The organism is Pseudomonas sp. GM78, from assembly GCF_000282475.1.
Taxonomy (GTDB): domain Bacteria; phylum Pseudomonadota; class Gammaproteobacteria; order Pseudomonadales; family Pseudomonadaceae; genus Aquipseudomonas.
Genome location: NZ_AKJF01000060.1, coordinates 1 through 16,777, shown reverse-complemented (window position 1 = coordinate 16,777; position 16,777 = coordinate 1). Strand labels below are relative to the sequence as shown.

Annotated in this window: 14 protein-coding genes; 7 read left to right on the top strand and 7 right to left on the bottom strand. The window is 61.9% G+C overall.

Features of this window, described 5'->3' with window-relative positions:
• Positions 1-139 precede the first annotated feature (139 nt).
• Positions 140-1,234 carry a dimethylsulfone monooxygenase SfnG gene (gene sfnG, locus PMI35_RS24260; protein WP_008056698.1) on the top strand — a complete coding sequence of 365 codons (1,095 nt, stop codon included), beginning with the start codon at positions 140-142 and terminating at the stop codon, positions 1,232-1,234.
• A 48-nt stretch (positions 1,235-1,282) separates the two neighbouring features.
• Here sfnG and PMI35_RS24265 read toward each other — a convergent pair whose 3' ends face one another.
• Both PMI35_RS24265 and PMI35_RS24270 read right to left on the bottom strand, forming a co-directional pair.
• The gene (locus PMI35_RS24265; RefSeq protein WP_008056695.1) at positions 1,283-1,759 is read right to left on the bottom strand and encodes a nuclear transport factor 2 family protein; all 477 of its coding nucleotides are present in this window, start codon (positions 1,757-1,759) and stop codon (positions 1,283-1,285) included.
• Positions 1,760-1,815: 56 nt separating this feature from the next.
• Positions 1,816-2,379 carry a TetR/AcrR family transcriptional regulator gene (locus tag PMI35_RS24270; protein WP_008056693.1) on the bottom strand — a complete coding sequence of 188 codons (564 nt, stop codon included), beginning with the start codon at positions 2,377-2,379 and terminating at the stop codon, positions 1,816-1,818.
• 215 nt (positions 2,380-2,594) lie between these two features.
• Between PMI35_RS24270 and pssA the strand changes: the two genes are divergently transcribed.
• Complete coding sequence (pssA, locus tag PMI35_RS24275; RefSeq protein ID WP_008056692.1) at positions 2,595-3,938, top strand: CDP-diacylglycerol--serine O-phosphatidyltransferase; 1,344 nt, start codon at positions 2,595-2,597, stop codon at positions 3,936-3,938.
• A 140-nt stretch (positions 3,939-4,078) separates the two neighbouring features.
• Here pssA and efeO (PMI35_RS24280) read toward each other — a convergent pair whose 3' ends face one another.
• From efeO (PMI35_RS24280) to PMI35_RS24300, 5 genes are all read right to left on the bottom strand, one after another.
• Positions 4,079-4,903, bottom strand: a complete 825-nt coding sequence (efeO, locus tag PMI35_RS24280; RefSeq protein ID WP_008056690.1) for an iron uptake system protein EfeO — start codon at positions 4,901-4,903, stop codon at positions 4,079-4,081.
• 27 nt (positions 4,904-4,930) lie between these two features.
• A complete protein-coding gene (gene efeB / locus PMI35_RS24285) occupies positions 4,931-6,229 on the bottom strand; it encodes an iron uptake transporter deferrochelatase/peroxidase subunit (RefSeq protein WP_008056688.1) in 1,299 nt (432 codons plus the stop codon).
• A gap of 18 nt (positions 6,230-6,247) precedes the next feature.
• A complete protein-coding gene (gene efeO / locus PMI35_RS24290) occupies positions 6,248-7,432 on the bottom strand; it encodes an iron uptake system protein EfeO (RefSeq protein ID WP_008056684.1) in 1,185 nt (394 codons plus the stop codon).
• 8 nt (positions 7,433-7,440) lie between these two features.
• The gene (gene efeU, locus PMI35_RS24295) at positions 7,441-8,280 is read right to left on the bottom strand and encodes an iron uptake transporter permease EfeU (RefSeq protein WP_008056682.1); all 840 of its coding nucleotides are present in this window, start codon (positions 8,278-8,280) and stop codon (positions 7,441-7,443) included.
• 287 nt (positions 8,281-8,567) lie between these two features.
• A complete protein-coding gene (locus tag PMI35_RS24300) occupies positions 8,568-9,722 on the bottom strand; it encodes a MalY/PatB family protein (protein WP_008056681.1) in 1,155 nt (384 codons plus the stop codon).
• A 220-nt stretch (positions 9,723-9,942) separates the two neighbouring features.
• On the opposite strand from PMI35_RS24300, the gene fdnG reads away from it, so the two are divergent.
• From fdnG to selA, 5 genes are all read left to right on the top strand, one after another.
• Entirely contained in the window at positions 9,943-13,008 is a 3,066-nt protein-coding gene (gene fdnG / locus PMI35_RS24310; protein WP_157295592.1) for a formate dehydrogenase-N subunit alpha, read from the top strand.
• A complete protein-coding gene (gene fdxH / locus PMI35_RS24315) occupies positions 13,009-13,944 on the top strand; it encodes a formate dehydrogenase subunit beta (RefSeq protein WP_008056678.1) in 936 nt (311 codons plus the stop codon). It begins immediately after the preceding gene.
• Positions 13,941-14,594, top strand: a complete 654-nt coding sequence (locus PMI35_RS24320; protein WP_008056677.1) for a formate dehydrogenase subunit gamma — start codon at positions 13,941-13,943, stop codon at positions 14,592-14,594. The genes fdxH and PMI35_RS24320 overlap by 4 nt, the downstream gene beginning before the upstream one ends.
• A 4-nt stretch (positions 14,595-14,598) precedes the next feature.
• Positions 14,599-15,525: a formate dehydrogenase accessory protein FdhE gene (gene fdhE, locus PMI35_RS24325; RefSeq protein WP_008056675.1), complete on the top strand. Its 927-nt coding sequence runs from the start codon at positions 14,599-14,601 to the stop codon at positions 15,523-15,525.
• Between the two features lie 45 nt (positions 15,526-15,570).
• Positions 15,571-16,777, top strand: a 1,207-nt coding sequence (gene selA, locus PMI35_RS24330) for an L-seryl-tRNA(Sec) selenium transferase (RefSeq protein ID WP_008056674.1), incomplete at its 3' end; no start/stop codon positions are given.

Here is a 16,777-nt window from a genome sequence, read left to right as displayed (position 1 = left end):
GATGTTGGCAGACAGGCCGCCTTCGCGAGCAAGCTCGCTCCTACAGGGGGCAGTAATTCGGTTCAGGGACGTCGTTGCAGACGCTGGCACGCTTGCTGCTCTGACCCAAGGACATTCCCCATGTCCCGAGGACACACCAATGAGTCAGCAAGCCGTCAAATTCGCCTACTGGGTACCGAACGTCAGCGGAGGGCTGGTGGTCAGCAAGATCGAGCAACGGACCCACTGGGGCATCGACTACAACCGCAAACTGGCGCAACTGGCCGAAGAGGCGGGGTTTGAATATGCGCTGACGCAGATCCGTTTCACCGCCGGCTACGGTGCCGAATACCAGCATGAGTCCGTCGCCTTCAGCCATGCATTGCTGGCCGCCACCAGCAAATTGAAAGTCATCGCCGCGATCCTGCCGGGCCCATGGCAACCGGCGCTGGCGGCCAAGCAACTGGCGACCATCGATCAACTGACTGATGGCCGGGTGGCGGTCAACATCGTCAGCGGCTGGTTCAAGGGCGAATTCCAGGCCATTGGCGAGCACTGGCTGGAGCACGACGAACGTTATCGCCGTTCCGAAGAATTCATTCGCTCGCTCAAAGGCGTCTGGACCGAAGACAACTTCACCTTCCGCGGCGATTTCTACCGTTTCGACAATTACAGCCTCAAGCCCAAGCCACTGGGCCGGCCGGAGATCTTCCAGGGCGGCAGTTCTCGTGCGGCGCGGGACATGGCCGCGCGGGTGTCGGACTGGTACTTCACCAATGGCAATACCCCGGAAGGCATCAAGGCCCAGGTCGACGACATTCGAACCAAGGCCGCGGCGAACAATCATTCCGTGAAGGTTGGCGTGAACGCCTTCGTCATTGCCCGTGACACCGAAGAAGAGGCGCGGGCGGTACTGGCGCAGATCATCGACGAGGCCGATCCGCAGGCGGTGAATGCCTTTGGCGATGCGGCGAAACAGGCGGGCAGGGCATCGCCCGAAGGCGAGGGCAACTGGGCCAAGTCAACGTTCGAGGACCTGGTGCAGTACAACGACGGCTTCAAGACCAACCTGATCGGTACGCCGCAACAGATTGCCGAGCGCATTGTCGCATTGAAAGCAGTGGGGGTGGACCTGGTGCTGGCGGGGTTCCTGCACTTTCAGGAAGAAGTGGAGTATTTCGGCAAGCGGGTGTTGCCGTTAGTGCGTCAGCTAGAAGCTAAAGCGCAGGTAAAACCGCAAACAGCGGTTGCCTGAACACGACTGATCGTTCCCACGCTCTGCGTGGGAACGATCAGTGCTGGATTACAGGCCCAGGTCCGACAGGCTCGGATGATCGTCAGGACGACGACCCAGCGGCCAGTGGAACTTGCGCTCGCTTTCCTTGATCGGCATGTCGTTGATGCAGGCGAAGCGCCGCGCCATCAGGCCGTCTTCGTTAAACTCCCAGTTTTCATTGCCATAGGAGCGAAACCAGTTGCCCGAATCGTCGCGCCATTCATAGGCATAACGCACGGCGATGCGGTTGTCGGTAAACGCCCAGAGTTCCTTGATCAGGCGATATTCCAGTTCCTTGGCCCATTTGCGCGTCAGGAAACCCTTGGCTTCTTCACGGTTGTAGGCGAACTCGGCGCGGTTGCGCCATTTCGTGTCCAAAGTGTAGGCCAGCGAAACACGTTCCGGATCTCGGGAGTTCCAGCCATCTTCGGCCAGGCGAACTTTTTCAATAGCCGATTCACGGGTGAATGGCGGCAATGGCGGACGAACTTCGGCGTTAGACATTTCAAGTCTCCCTATTAAATTAAAGTTCAAGCAAGTTGTCGGTCTTGATCAAGTTATTACAGGCCCAATAACTTCCGCGCCATGCATTGCGCATTATCGGCTGCACTGTGGTCACCCATGACAAGTGCGACGGTAATGGCGCCGTCGATCAGGATCAGCAGCTGCTTGGCCAGCACCTGCGGATCTTCAGCGCCATATTCGGTACACAGCTCGCACACGTAGTCGAGCAGCTTCTGTTTGTGGTCCCTGGCGACCAGCCGCACAGGGTCTTGCGGGTCGCCGGTTTCACCGCTGGTGTTGATGAACGCGCAGCCGCGAAAGCCTTCGCTGGCGAACCAGGTCGTGAGCACGGTAAACAGGTTGAGCAGGCGTTCGGCCGGCGTTTGGGCCTGTCCGACTTCGCTTCTGTACCAGTGCATCCAGCGTTCGTCCCGGCGTTGCAGGGCGGCGACGGTCAGCTCCTCCTTGTTGGCGAAGTAGTGGTAGATACTTTTTCTGGAGACGCCGGCGGTTTTCACCAGGAGATCCATGCCCGTGGCGGCAATGCCACTTTTGTAGATCAACTTTTCGGTGACATCCAGAATGATGTCGCGTGTGTCGTTGCTGGTTATCTTGTTCATGTCGCTACAGTAGAACGATCGTTCTCCTTGGTCAAATATTATTTTGCATCGCTCATGAAATCGCTATCGCGAGCAGGCTCACTCCTACATTTGAAATGAGTTCACCTGTAGGAGTGAGCCTGCTCGCGATGGCGTCTTTGCAGACATCAACAAGACCCAAACCCATCGATGGTGTAAGCTCTCAAACTCTTCGGATTCGACCCATTGCGAGCCCTATGCCGTCGCTTTTCAAACGCCCCCTGCTGCCCAAACTGCGCAGTTTTCCGCTGACCGCCGATGCCGTCACCATTCTCTCTGGCGCCGCCGAGTTCCGTCGTTGCCTGCTGGAGAAAATCGCCAGCGCCACCCAGCGCATCTATATCGTTGCGCTGTACCTGCAACAGGACGAGGCTGGCCAGGAAATCCTCGATGCCTTGCACGCGGCCAAGCTGGCGCGTCCGGAACTGGACGTGGCGGTGGTCGTCGACTGGCTGCGCGCCCAGCGCGGGCTGATCGGTGCCGGCAAGCAGCCGGGCAACTCGGCCTGGTATCAGGAAATGACCCGCACCCACGAAAGCGTCGTGCCGGTGTATGGCGTGCCCGTGCAGACCCGCGAGCTGTTTGGCGTGCTGCACTTGAAGGGTTTCGTCATCGATGACTGCGTGATCTACAGCGGTGCGAGCCTGAACAACGTCTACCTGCACCAGTTCGACAAATACCGGTACGACCGTTACCACCTGCTGCACAACCGTGCCCTGGCCGACTCGATGCATCACCTGGTGCAGCACGGCCTGATGGCTTCCAAGGCGGTGCATCGCCTGGACCTGCCCAACCTGCCGACCACCCGCAGCCTGCGCAACGACATCGGCGACCTGCGCAGCCGTCTCAAGCACGCGGCCTACGACACCACCCAGGGCAGCACGGATAAAAGCGGCCTGTCGGTCAGCCCGTTACTGGGCGTCGGCAAGAACAACCCGTTGAGCCGGGTGATTGGCGAGCTGATCGGCAGCGCCCGGCAGCAGCTGACCATCTGTACGCCGTACTTCAACCTGCCCTTGGCCGTGACCCGGGAAATCAACCGGGCGCTGGCCAGGGGGGTGAAGATCGACATCGTGGTCGGTGACAAGACCGCCAACGATTTCTACATTCCACCGAGCGAACCGTTCAAGGTGATCTCGGCGCTGCCGTATCTCTATGAGATCAGCCTGCGCCGCTTTGCCAAGCGGCATCAGCGCAACATCGACAGTGGCCAGTTGAACCTGCACCTGTGGAAGGACGGCGACAACACCTATCACCTCAAGGGCATGTGGGTCGATCAGCGCTACACCTTGCTGACCGGCAACAACCTCAATCCGCGAGCGTTTCGCCTGGACCTGGAAAACGCCTTGCTGATCGATGATCCGCACAACGAACTGCTGGAACCGCGGCGCACCGAGCTTGCGCAGATTTTCCAGCACACCCGGCGCATAGAGCGTTACCAGGACCTGCAAACTCTGCCGGATTACCCGGCGGGGGTGGCGAAGTTTCTCAAGCGGGTGAGCAGGGTGCGTATCGAGCGGTTGCTCTACCGCATCCTTTAAGATCTGTAGCGCGGCCGCTGACGCCATCGCTGGCAAGCCAGCTCCCACAGGGTTCAATGTCGATCACTTAATTGTGCGTCGACTCGGAACCTGTGGGAGCTGGCTTGCCAGCGATGAAGCCCGCCCAGACACTACAAAACTCAATTCAACCCAAGCTTGCCCCGCAACGTCGACAAATCCTCAGCCAACGTATTCACCGGCCCGACCAACGCCTTGCGATCGTTTTCCTTCACCTTGTCATAGGTCTCGAAACCGCCATCCCCGGTTTTGTATTTCGCCAAAATCTTGTCCACCGTGGCGAAGTTTTTATCGACCTTGGCAACGAACGCCGCGTCCTGTTTCCCGATCTGCCCACGGAACAGGTCGACGATCTTCTTCGCCCCGTCGATATTGCCCTGGAAGTCATAGAGGTCGGTGTGGCTGTAACGGTCCTCCTCACCGGAGATCTTGGTCGCCGCCACTTCTTCAAGCAGGGCCGCAGCGCCGCCGACGACTTTTTCCGGTGGGAAGGTCAGGCCGGCGACGCGGGTTTGCAGGTCTTGCACATCCTTGTTCAAGCCATCGGCGAGTTCACCCAGGCCCTGGGTGCTGTTTTGCGAAAACAGCGCGTATTCGATGCGGTGGAAACCGGTGAAGTCTGCGGCCTGCACGCCTTGTTCGTGGTCGTCGACCCGGGAGTCGATCGATGCATCCAGGTCACTGAACAATTCGGCGATCGGCTCGATCGACTCATAGTAGACGCGAGTCGGGGCGTAGAGTTTTTTCGCGGTCGCAAGATCCCCTTTCTTCACCGCGTCGGTGAACTGCCGGGTGTGACTGGCCAGCTCATCCAGTTGCTCGGTGACGTAGATCTTGTAGTCCGAAATCGGCTGCACCAGCTCCAGCGGCGCCGTTGCCGCCCATGCCGCAAGCGGGGTGTTGAGCAAGCCTAGGGTCAGCATTAACGCAAGGGGCGACTTTTTCATGGGGCGGTTCCGTCTTTGTTGTGGTGGTCAGGCTGTGGTCTTGGGTTGCGTGGCTTCAAGCAGCGAGCGGCCAATGAAATCCTGCTCGCCCGTCACTCCCGGCAGGGTGAAGAAGTATCCGCCGCCGACCGGCTTGAGGTATTCCTCCAGCGGTTCGCCGTTGAGTCGGGTTTGCACGGCGATGAAGCCTTTCTCCAGGTCGGCCTGGTAACAGATGAAGAGCAAACCCATGTCGAGTTGCCCGTTCCTGTTCACACCGTTGGAGTAGTTGAACGGCCGGCGCAGGATCAGGTTGGCCTGGGCCTCTGCGGTGCGCGGGTTGGCCAGGCGGATATGCGCGTCGAGCCGGGTCAGCTTGCCGTGGGGGTCTTTGGCATAGTCCGGTACTTGCGACTCATGCTGACCACCCATGGGCGCACCGCTGGCCTTGACCCGGCCCAGAATGCTTTCCTGTTCCTGCAACGGCGTGCGGTCCCAGCGTTCGACGAAGTTGCGGATGATGCGCACCGCCTGATAGCTGCCGTTGGCCGCCCAGGCCGGTTCGTCGCTGCCGGGCTGGACCCAGACGATGCGGTCCATGTCCTGGGCATTGTTGGAATCGGGGTTGGCCGAACCGTCGCGAAAACCCAGGAAATTACGCGCGCTCTGGGCCGGCACGCCGGGTTTGGCCGGGGCCTGGGGCGGCACGCTGCCTTCCTGCTTCCAGCGCACCAGAAGCAGGTCCGGCAGGTTCTTCACGATGTCACGCAGGGCGTGGATGTTGGTATCTGCGGTGTTGGCGCAGAACTGGATGCTCAAGTCGCCGTGGCAGCAATCCGGCTCCAGGGCGTCGTTGGGAAAACCGACCATGCGCACCAGGTGCTTGGGCTTGGCGTTGGCCAGGCCGAAACGTTCGTCGAACAGCGATGCGCCGACCGACACGGTGATGGTCAGGTTGTCCGGGGTCACCACCGGGCCGAGAATCCCTGAATCCACGGGCGGCAATTTCGGATCGACCTGGGCCACCGGGCCGCCCCGCATCAAGAACGCGATGCGTTGATCGAGGGTGCGCAACAGCCGCTCCAGGTCCTCGCGATCGCTGGCCAGCACATCGAAGGCCACCAACATGCCGGCTGCCGGACGTGGCGTGACGATGCCGCTCTGGTGTTTGCCATGAACATCGTGGCGGTCCTGGGTGCGCTCGCTACTGGGCGCTTCGGTCACTTGCGCGGGGCTTGCGGCCATGGCCGGGCAGCTCAATGCTGTACCGGCCAGTGCGACACCGGCGGCGCCCATGCCCATCAGTACCCGGCGGCGCTGAAGGTTGAATTGCTCTGAATCGTTCATCTGAAAGTCGTCTTCTGCTTACAGGCCGGAAAGGCCAAGGGCGGGATCTATCCCATCGAGTGCGACGGCCAGTGCCTTGGCCTTGTCGCCGATCTGTTGGCGTTGCCCGGCGCTGACGCTGTCGTAGCTGGCATAACCTTCGTCGACTTTGAATCCGGCGAATTCGGCATCGAGATCGCCAAGGGCGCTGTCGATTTGCGCCAGCAGGGGTGCGGCGGACTTGACCAGCAATGGCCGCAGCAGCTCGACGACCTTGCGACTGGCGTCGAGGTTGCCGGCGAAACCGTTGAGGTCGCTGTGGCTGTAGCGCTCTTCTTCGCCACTGCCGGCGCGCACCTGGGCGAGGTTGTCGAGATTGCGCACCACGATGTTCACCAGCTGTTCCGGCGGCAGCGACTGGGCCAGCAACTGTTGCTTGAGGGCGGTGACGTCTGTCAGCAGGCGCTGGGCGACCGGTGCCAGGCCATCGAGATTGCGTTGCTGGAACAACGCATATTCGATGCGATGGAAGCCAACGAACTGCGGGTCCTGTTCACGTTTTTCGAAGTAGTCGGCACGGGCGTTGATCCCGTTGTCCAGTTGCGCCAGGCGTTGCGCGGCGGGCGCCAAGCGTTGATAAGCGGCGCGGGCCGGCAGGTACAGCGCTTGCGCCTGGGGCAGGTCGCCGGCTGCGATGGCTTGCTCAAGGGCGGTGACCGCCTTGATCAGCGCCGCGCCCTGGCTGCTCAGGTATACGCGGTACTCCGACAGCGGTCCGACAAAGGCCAGCATGGCGGGCCTGGCCTTGGCGGCTGCATCGGATGCCGCCGTCGGGGTGACGTGCAGCGTGCCGCGGGGGTTGCTCAGCAAGCCGCAGGTGATCATGTAATCGCCGGGCAGCAGGTTGGCGTTGATCACCTGGCTCAGCCCGGGTGCGATGTTTTCCCGTTCCTCGATCACCAGCACGCCATCAAGAATTTCCCATTCGACGGCGCGATCCGAGTGGTTGACGATTCGAAAACTGGCGCGTCCGGCCGGCACCGTCAGGGCGTTCGGCTCACAGCTGTGGGCGGCGATGGTCACCTGTACCTGGTCGTGGTTGGCCTGACGCTTGGTCGCGGCCAATTGCGCGGCATAGTAGAACAGGCCACCGGCGGCGATCATTACGATCACCGAACCGGCTACCGCCCAGCGCAAGGCTCGGGGTGGGGTTTGATCTGGCATGGTTGCCCTTACTGGATGGAAGCGGATGAGGATTGTTTGGCGGGAACGGCGGTGGGCATGAAGAACATCGCCAGCGCCACCAGCAGATAAATCAGATAGGCACCGAGGGTGCTGACGGTCGGGGCGTCCTGGTAGCCGAACATCCCGGCCAGCACCGAGCCTAACGGGCCGTCCACCGGCAGCGTGGCGCTGAAGTCGAAGAGCACGGTCTGCAGGTGATTCCAGAGTCCGGCTTCATGCAGCGCCTGCACCGAGTTGGCAAGGATTCCCGCCGCCACCACCAGGATGAACAAGCCGGTCCAGCGGAAAAACGCGCCGAGATTGAGGCGCATGCTGCCGCCGTAGATCAGCAAGCCAACGACGATGGCCAACACCAGGCCGAGCAGGGCGCCCATCGGGGCCGCCGGGCCTGTGCTTTGCTGGAACACCGCGAGCAAAAAGAACACCGTTTCCAGGCCTTCACGGGCCACGGCGAAAAACACCATGGCGATCAACGCGAACACCTGGTGCCTGGAACCGGCCAGTGCGTTATCGAGGGAAACGTGCAGCGAGTGCTTGATCGAACGCGCCACTTTGCGCATCCAGAACACCATGGAGCTGAGAATGCCGACCGCGACCAGGCCGACCACGCCTTCAAACAGTTCCTGTTGCTTCTGCGGAAACTCGGCGCTGACCAACTCCAGGCCACCGCCCACCAACAGCGCGAGGGCGGCGGCGAGGAACACCCCGATCCACACCGCGGGCATCCATTGGCCACGGCCAGTCTGCTTGAGGTAACTGGCGATGATGCCAACGATCAACGCGGCTTCAATGCCTTCGCGCAGCATGATCAGAAAAGGAACGAGCATTCAGCACCGTGGGGAATTAGATAGGGTGCTAAGTTGTAACATAATGACACTCATTCCCATATGGGAGTGATTGACAATTACCTGAACCTAAGCTGAACAATCTTGAAGATGTCTCAGCTCAGGACTTTCGGACGGCGTCGCTAAGCTGGAGATTTCGGGCATCTCAATCGGGTGTCGCAGCTTCTCGACTGTAGGAGCCAGGCTTCCCGCCGAACCAGACGCCGCGGTGTGTCTGTTGCACCGCGTGATCGTTCTTCGCCGGCAAGCCTGGCTCCTACAGGGGAAGGTCAGGCGATCCGATGACGCAAACTGTGCTCCATGCGCGCGATCCCTTCTTCCAGCATCGACCGCGGGCAGCCGAAGTTCAGGCGCACGAACTGTTGGCAGTCATCGCCAAAATCCAGGCCAGGGCTCAGGCCGACCTTGGCTTGTTCGAGGAAGAACTGTTGCGGGTTATCCAGCCCCAGGGCCGTGCAATCGAGCCAGGCGAGGTAGGTGCTTTGCGGCACATTCATCGTGATGCCGGGCAAACGGCTGCGCACGGCGTCGACCAGGTAATCGCGGTTGCCCTGCAGGTAGTCCTTCAGCGCGGCGAGCCAGGGGGCGGCTTCGCTGTAGGCGACGCGGGTGGCTTCCATGCCCAGCGGATTGACGCTGTCGACCATGCCGCAACGGGCATGATTGACCTTCTCACGCAGGTGGCGGTCCTGGATGATCATGAACGAGGTTTTCAGGCCGGCGATGTTGTAGGCCTTGCTGGCCGACATCAGCGTGATCGTGCGCTGGGCGATTTGCGGGCTCAGGGACGCCATTGGCAGGTGCTGGCGGCCGTCGAAGCACAGTTCGGCGTGGATCTCGTCGGAAATGATCCAGGCTTCGTTGGCCAGGCAGATGTCGGCGATGGCCTGCAGTTCATCCCGGGCGAAGGCTTTGCCCAACGGGTTGTGCGGGTTGCTCAGCAGCAGCGCGCCGCCCCCTTGCAGGGACTCGTTCAAGGTCGCCAGAGGTGTGGTGTAAGTGCCGTCAGGCTGCGGGTTGAAGTTCAGCTCGACCTTGTTCAGGCCCCAATGGCCCGGCGCGTGGCGCAGGGGCGGGTAGTTGGGCACCTGCACGACCACATTCTGCGCCGGCTGTACCAGCGCCTTGAGCGCCATGTTGAAGCCCGACTCCACGCCGGGCAGGAAGATCAGCTCTTGCGGCTCGACGCGCCAGGCGTACTTGTTCCACAAATCGGCAACGATGGCTTCGCGCAAATCGTCCTTGGCCACGCTGTAGCCGAGCAAAGGGTGTTCCAGGCGCTTTTGCAGGGCCTGGATGATCATCGGCGGCGCGGCGAAATCCATGTCGGCGACCCACATCGGCAACACGTCGGCCGGGTAACGGCTCCACTTGGTGCTGCCAGTGCCGTGGCGGTCGAACACCTGATCAAAATCGAAAGTCATGCGCAGTCTCGTAAACGCTGGGTTGGAATGGCAACCATGATAATCGCCAAGCCCCGGTGGGCGCGAGCAAGGATGTTGTCGGTTGCCCGACGGTCGGTTTTCACACAAGGCGCCCACCCGTTGTCTACAGTTTCAGGTGTCGGTAGCGAGACTGCCGCAACCGTGATTGTCCAGAAAAGTCCGGCAACGCACCGGATTTCCACCTGATAAGGAGTGCACGATGGACCTCAGCCGTCGTCAGTTCTTCAAGGTCGCCGGTATCGGCCTTGCAGGCTCCAGCCTGGGCGCGTTGGGCATGGCCCCGACGGCCGCCTTCGCCGAGCAGGTGCGCCATTTCAAGCTCGCCCACACCCATGAAACCCGTAACACCTGCCCGTATTGCTCGGTCGGTTGTGGGTTGATCATGTACAGCCAGGGCGATGCGGCCAAGAATGTCGCGCAAAATATCATCCACATCGAAGGTGACGCCGACCATCCGGTCAACCGCGGCACCCTGTGCCCCAAAGGCGCGGGCCTGCTGGACTTCATTCACAGCCCCGGCCGCCTGCAATACCCGCAGATGCGCAAGCCCGGCAGCAGCGAGTGGACGCGAGTCTCCTGGGATGAAGCGCTCGATCGCATCGCCGACCTGATGAAGGCCGACCGCGACGCCAACTTCATCGAGAAGAACGCCCAGGGCCAGACGGTCAACCGCTGGCTGACCACCGGTTTCCTCGCGGCATCGGCGGCGTCCAATGAAGCGGGCTACATCACCCACAAGGTGGTTCGCAGTCTCGGCATGCTGGGGTTCGATAACCAGGCACGTGTCTGACACGGCCCGACGGTGGCAAGTCTTGCCCCGACGTACGGCCGTGGTGCCATGACCAATCACTGGACCGATATCGCCAACGCGAATCTGGTTCTGGTCATGGGTGGCAACGCAGCGGAAGCGCACCCCTGTGGTTTCAAGTGGGTGACCGAAGCCAAGGCGCACAACAAGGCGCGGTTGATCGTGGTCGATCCGCGATTCACCCGGACGGCCTCGGTGGCCGATTATTACGCACCGATCCGCACCGGTACCGACATCGCCTTCATGGGCGGGCTGATCAATTACCTGCTGACCGAGGACAAGATCCAGCACGAGTATGTGCGCAACTACACCGACGTGTCGTTCCTGGTCAAAGCCGGCTATGGCTTCGAGGACGGGATTTTCAGCGGCTATGACGCGGCCAAGCGGGTGTATAGCGACAAGTCCGGCTGGGGCTATGAGCTGGGTGAAGACGGCTTCGTCAAAACCGACCCGACCCTGCAGGACCCGCGCTGCGTCTATCAACTGATGAAGCAGCATTACAGCCGCTACAACATCGAACTGGCGAGCCAGATCTGCGGCATGCCCGTCGATGCCATGCAGAAAATCTGGGAGGAAATCGCCACTTGCTCGCAACCGGGCAAGACCATGACCATTCTTTATGCCTTGGGTTGGACCCAGCACTCGATTGGCGCGCAGATCATCCGCAGCGCGGCCATGGTGCAACTGTTGTTGGGCAACGTCGGCATGCCGGGCGGGGGCGTGAATGCCTTGCGCGGGCACTCCAATATCCAGGGGCTGACCGACCTGGGCCTGCTGTCCAACTCGCTGCCGGGCTACCTCACGCTGCCCGGCGATGCCGAACAGGACTACACCGCCTACATCCTCAAGCGCACGCAGAAACCGTTGCGGCCGGGGCAACTGTCCTACTGGCAGAACTACAGCAAATTCCACGTCAGCCTGATGAAAGCCTGGTACGGCGCCAATGCCACGCTGGAAAACAACTGGGCCTTCGACTATCTGCCGAAACTGGACATTCCCAACTACGACATCCTCAAGGTGTTCGACCTGATGGGCCAGGGCAAGGTCAACGGTTACATGTGCCAAGGCTTCAACCCCATAGCGGCGTTGCCGGACAAGAACCGCGTGATGGCCGCGCTGGCCAGGCTCAAATGGCTGGTGGTGATGGACCCGCTGGCCACCGAGACCTCGGAGTTCTGGCAAAAGGTCGGGCCGTACAACGACGTCGACAGCACCGCCATCCAGACCGAAGTGATTCGCCTGCCCACCACCTGTTTCGCCGAGGAAGACGGCTCCTTGGTCAACAGCAGTCGCTGGCTGCAATGGCACTGGAAGGGCGCCGACGGCCCAGGCGAGGCCTACACCGACATACGCATCATGAGCGAGCTGTTCCTGCGCCTGCGCCAGCGCTATCAGGCCGAGGGCGGCGCCTATCCCGATCCGCTGCTGAAACTGTCGTGGCCCTACAAGATCCCTGACGAACCGTCACCGGAAGAACTGGCCAAGGAGGTCAACGGCTACGCCATTTCCGACTTTACCGATGCCACTGGGGCGCTCATCAAGGGCAATGCGCAACTGGCCGGTTTCGGCCAACTCAAGGACGACGGCAGCACGGCGTCCGGGTGCTGGATTTTCTGCGGCAGCTGGACCGAAACGGGCAACCAGATGGCCCGGCGCGACAACAACGATCCGTATGGCATGCACCAGCACCAGGGTTGGGCCTGGGCCTGGCCGGCCAACCGGCGGATTCTCTACAACCGTGCCTCGGCCGACCTGCAAGGTAAGCCTTGGGACGATAAGAAGCGCCTGGTGTGGTGGAACGGCAAAGCCTGGGCCGGTACCGATGTGCCGGACTACAAGGCTGACGTGGCGCCGGAGGCGGGGATGAATCCGTTCATCATGAACCCCGAAGGCGTGGCGCGGTTCTTTGCCGTCGACAAGATGAACGAAGGGCCATTCCCCGAGCACTACGAGCCGTTCGAGACGCCGATCGGCATCAACCCGTTGCACCCGCAGAACAAGAAGGCCACCAGCAACCCGGCGGCGCGGATCTTCGATTCGGTTTGGGATTCGTTGGGCGTGGCCAAGGATTACCCCTACGCCGCCACCAGCTACCGGCTGACTGAGCATTTCCACTTCTGGAGCAAGCACTGCAAGCTCAACGCGATTTCCCAGCCCGAACAGTTCGTCGAGATCGGCGAAGTGCTGGCGAAGGAATTAGGCATCGTCGCCGGTGACCGGGTGCGGGTCAGCAGCAAGCGTGGTTTCATCGAGGCGGTGGCGGTGGTGACCAAGCGGATTCGTCCGTTGCAGGTCAACAACCAGATCGTGCACCAGATCGGTATCCCGTTGCACTGGGGGTTCACCGGGCTCACGCGCCATGGCTACCTGACCAATACCCTGGTGCCGTTCCTCGGCGATGGCAACACCCAGACCCCGGAATCCAAGTCATTCCTGGTCAACGTGGAGAAAGTCTAAATGGCCAGCCAAGACATCATTGCCCGCTCGGCCACCACCACCGTGCCGTCATCGGTACGCAACCTGGAGGAAGTCGCCAAGCTGATCGACACCACCAAGTGCATTGGCTGCAAGGCCTGCCAGGTCGCCTGCTCGGAATGGAACGAGCTGCGCGACGACGTCGGCCACAACCTTGGCACCTACGACAACCCGCAGGACCTGAGCGCAGAAACCTGGACCCTGATGCGTTTCACCGAGCACGAAACCGAAGCCGGCAACCTGGAATGGCTGATCCGCAAGGACGGTTGCATGCACTGCGCCGAACCCGGCTGCCTGGCGGCGTGCCCCAGTCCCGGGGCGATCATCAAGCACGCCAACGGCATCGTCGATTTCAATCAGGATCACTGCATCGGCTGTGGCTACTGCATCACCGGTTGCCCGTTCAACATTCCGCGCATCTCGCAAAAGGACCACAAGGCCTACAAGTGCACCTTGTGCTCGGACCGGGTGGCGGTGGGGCTGGAGCCGGCCTGCGTGAAAACCTGTCCGACCGGCGCGATCGTGTTCGGCTCCAAGCAGGACATGAAGGAGCATGCCGCCGAACGCATCGTCGACCTCAAGAACCGTGGCTTCGACAACGCCGGCCTGTACGACCCCGCGGGCGTCGGTGGCACGCACGTGATGTATGTGCTGCACCACGCCGACACGCCGAGGTTGTACGCCGGCCTGCCCAGCGATCCGGTGATCAGCCCGTTGGTGAGCCTGTGGAAAGGCGTCAGCAAACCCCTGGCGCTGCTGGCCATGGGCGCGGCGGTACTGGCCGGGTTCTTCCATTATGTGCGCGTCGGGCCACAGGTGGTCGAGGAGGATGAACTGCCGCCGTCGAGCGATCCCTCGGTACATGAAGTCGATCCTTCGGTGCACGTCTATGATCCGAAGCGGGAGGACAGGCCATGATCCGCAAACAGATCCTGCGCTACACCAGCAACCAGCGCACCAACCACTGGCTGGTGGCGATCCTGTTCCTGATGGCGGGGCTATCGGGCCTGGCGTTGTTCCACCCGGCGCTGTTCTGGTTGAGCAACCTGTTCGGTGGCGGGCCCTGGACGCGCATCCTGCACCCGTTCATGGGGGTGCTGATGTTCGTATTTTTCTTCGGCCTGGTCCTGAGCTTCTGGCGCGCCAATATCTTTATCGCCAATGATCGACTGTGGCTGCGACGCATCGACCGGGTGATGAAAAATGAGGAGGAGGGTGTGCCTGCCATCGGCAAGTACAATCCCGGGCAAAAGCTGCTGTTCTGGACTTTACTGCTGTGCATGCTGGTGCTGCTGTTCAGCGGGCTGGTGATCTGGCGCGCTTACTTCAGTGCCTATTTCGGCATCACCAGCATTCGCTGGGCGATGCTGCTACACGCGTTGGCCGGTTTCGTGCTGATCCTGAGCATCATCGTGCACATCTACGCCGGCATCTGGATCAAGGGCTCGGTCAGCGCCATGCTGCATGGTTGGGTCAGCCGCGCCTGGGCGAAAAAACACCACGGGCTCTGGTACCGCGAAGTGACCCGGGACGAGCGTGTCGATCCGCCGCTGAATAAAAAAGGATAATCACTTGGCCACGATCCTGGAGCCGGGACAGATCGAAGCAGCGGCGACATCGCCGCCGTTTCTGCACTTGCCACCGCCTAACCTGTTTGCCTTGCGTGCGCAGCGACTGGAGCGCCTTGCCGATGGCCATCCGTTGGCCGATTACCTGCGCCTGGTGGCGGGGTTGTGCAACGTGCAGCAACGCCTGATGGACGATCCACCAAACGCGGCCGTGCCGGACCCGCAACGCGTCCAACTGTGCCTGGATCATGGCCTGCCACCGTTCGCCGCCGACAGCCTGGTGCGCGAGGATGCGTGGCTGGCGTATCTGCAAGCGCTGCTGCATCAGTATCAGCCACCGGCACAACCGGCGGTGGAAAACGCCGTGGCAACCTTGCGTGATGCCAACGTCGGGCAGCTCAAGGCGTGGGCGATCGCCTTGGTCAGCGGCCAGTTCGCCTTGCTGCCGGCGGCGCTGGTGCCATTCCTGGGGGCGGCCCTGCAAGTCGCGTGGAGCCATTGGCTGCTGAGTACCAAAGAACTCGCCTTGAAACCCGGCAATAGCCTCAACCAGTGCCCGGCCTGCGGTTCACCGGCCATGGCTGGGGTGATCCGCCATCGCGGCAAGTACAACGGCTTGCGTTATCTGGTGTGCTCGCTGTGTGCCTGCGAATGGCATGTGGTGCGGGTCAAGTGCGTGTATTGCGAGCAGAGCAAAGGCCTGCAATACGTCAGTCTCGACAGCGACCGCTTTGCTGCGGACAAGGCACCGTTGCGCGCTGAAACCTGTCCCGGTTGTCACAGTTATCTCAAGCAGCTGTATCTGGAATGTGACGCCGAGGCCGAAGCGCTGTCCGCCGACCTGAGCAGCCTGATGCTCGACATGCGCCTGGACCAGGAAGGCTTTGTGCGCCCGGCGCCCAATCTGCTGCTGGCACCCGGGGGCGACTGAAGCGAACGTCTACACTCAGGCGGTCAACGTTTGCCGGAGCGCCTGATGTCTGCCAGATCCACCCGCCCAGCCTTGCGACTGCCCTCCATCGACAGCCTGCTACGCCATCCGGCCTGCCAGTCGCTGGCCGAACGTTATGGGCGCGACGCCTTGCTCGCCAGCCTGCGCCAGTTGCTCGATGATTTGCGCCAACCTGTCCTGGCGGGGCAACTCGACGCGGTCGAACTCACCCCGCAGGTGCTGGCGGGCAGGGCGGGCGAGCGTCTGGCCAGCCAGCATCGCAGCCACGTGCGCCGGGTGTTCAATCTCACCGGGACGGTCCTGCACACCAATCTGGGGCGCGCCTTGTTGCCGCAGGAAGCCATCGACGCCGTGCAAATGGCTGCGCGCTTTCCGTTGAACCTGGAGTTTGACCTGCACAGCGGCAAACGCGGCGACCGCGACGATCTGATCGAAGGCCTGATCCGCGAGCTGACCGGCGCCGAAGCGGTGACCGTGGTCAACAACAATGCCGCGGCGGTGCTGCTGACCCTCAACAGCCTGGGCGCGCGCAAGGAAGGCATTATCTCCCGGGGCGAGCTGATCGAAATCGGCGGCGCCTTTCGCATCCCCGACATCATGGCGCGCGCCGGGGTCAAGCTGGTCGAGGTCGGCACCACCAACCGCACCCATGCCCGCGACTACGAAGCCGCCATCGGCCCGCGCAGCGGCTTGATCATGCGCGTGCATGCGAGCAACTACAGCATCGAGGGTTTCACCACCCGGGTGCCGACCGTCGAACTGGCGCGCCTGGCCCATCAACATGGCCTGCCGCTGCTCGAAGACCTCGGCAGCGGTAGCCTGCTGGACCTGACCCGCTGGGGCTTGCCGGCCGAACCGACGGTGCGCCAGGCCCTGCTCGATGGCGCGGACATCGTCACGTTCAGCGGCGACAAATTGCTCGGCGGTCCCCAGGCCGGGTTGATTGTCGGGCGCAAGGAACTGATTGCACGGATCAAGAAGAACCCGCTCAAACGAGCGCTGCGGGTCGACAAGCTGACCCTGGCCGCCCTCGAAGCGGTGCTGGGTCTGTACCGCAACCCGGACCGACTGGCCGAACGTCTGCCAAGCCTGCGCCTGCTCACCCGGGCGCAAACCGACATCCTGGCGCAAGCCGAGCGCCTGCAACCGTCCCTGGCCACGCGGCTGGGCGCGGGCTGGAGCGTCAGCGCGGTGCCTGCACTGGGGATGATCGGCAGTGGCAGCCAGCCGG

What these genes read in the sequence shown, in the direction of transcription:
- sfnG (WP_008056698.1), top strand. Translation starts at nt 140, where the DNA reads ATGAGTCAGCAAGCCGTCAAATTCGCCTACTGGGTACCGAACGTCAGC.
- PMI35_RS24265 (WP_008056695.1), bottom strand. Translation starts at nt 1,759, where the DNA reads ATGTCTAACGCCGAAGTTCGTCCGCCATTGCCGCCATTCACCCGTGAA.
- PMI35_RS24270 (WP_008056693.1), bottom strand. Translation starts at nt 2,379, where the DNA reads ATGAACAAGATAACCAGCAACGACACACGCGACATCATTCTGGATGTC.
- pssA (WP_008056692.1), top strand. Translation starts at nt 2,595, where the DNA reads ATGCCGTCGCTTTTCAAACGCCCCCTGCTGCCCAAACTGCGCAGTTTT.
- efeO (WP_008056690.1), bottom strand. Translation starts at nt 4,903, where the DNA reads ATGAAAAAGTCGCCCCTTGCGTTAATGCTGACCCTAGGCTTGCTCAAC.
- efeB (WP_008056688.1), bottom strand. Translation starts at nt 6,229, where the DNA reads ATGAACGATTCAGAGCAATTCAACCTTCAGCGCCGCCGGGTACTGATG.
- efeO (WP_008056684.1), bottom strand. Translation starts at nt 7,432, where the DNA reads ATGCCAGATCAAACCCCACCCCGAGCCTTGCGCTGGGCGGTAGCCGGT.
- efeU (WP_008056682.1), bottom strand. Translation starts at nt 8,280, where the DNA reads ATGCTCGTTCCTTTTCTGATCATGCTGCGCGAAGGCATTGAAGCCGCG.
- PMI35_RS24300 (WP_008056681.1), bottom strand. Translation starts at nt 9,722, where the DNA reads ATGACTTTCGATTTTGATCAGGTGTTCGACCGCCACGGCACTGGCAGC.
- fdxH (WP_008056678.1), top strand. Translation starts at nt 13,009, where the DNA reads ATGGCCAGCCAAGACATCATTGCCCGCTCGGCCACCACCACCGTGCCG.
- PMI35_RS24320 (WP_008056677.1), top strand. Translation starts at nt 13,941, where the DNA reads ATGATCCGCAAACAGATCCTGCGCTACACCAGCAACCAGCGCACCAAC.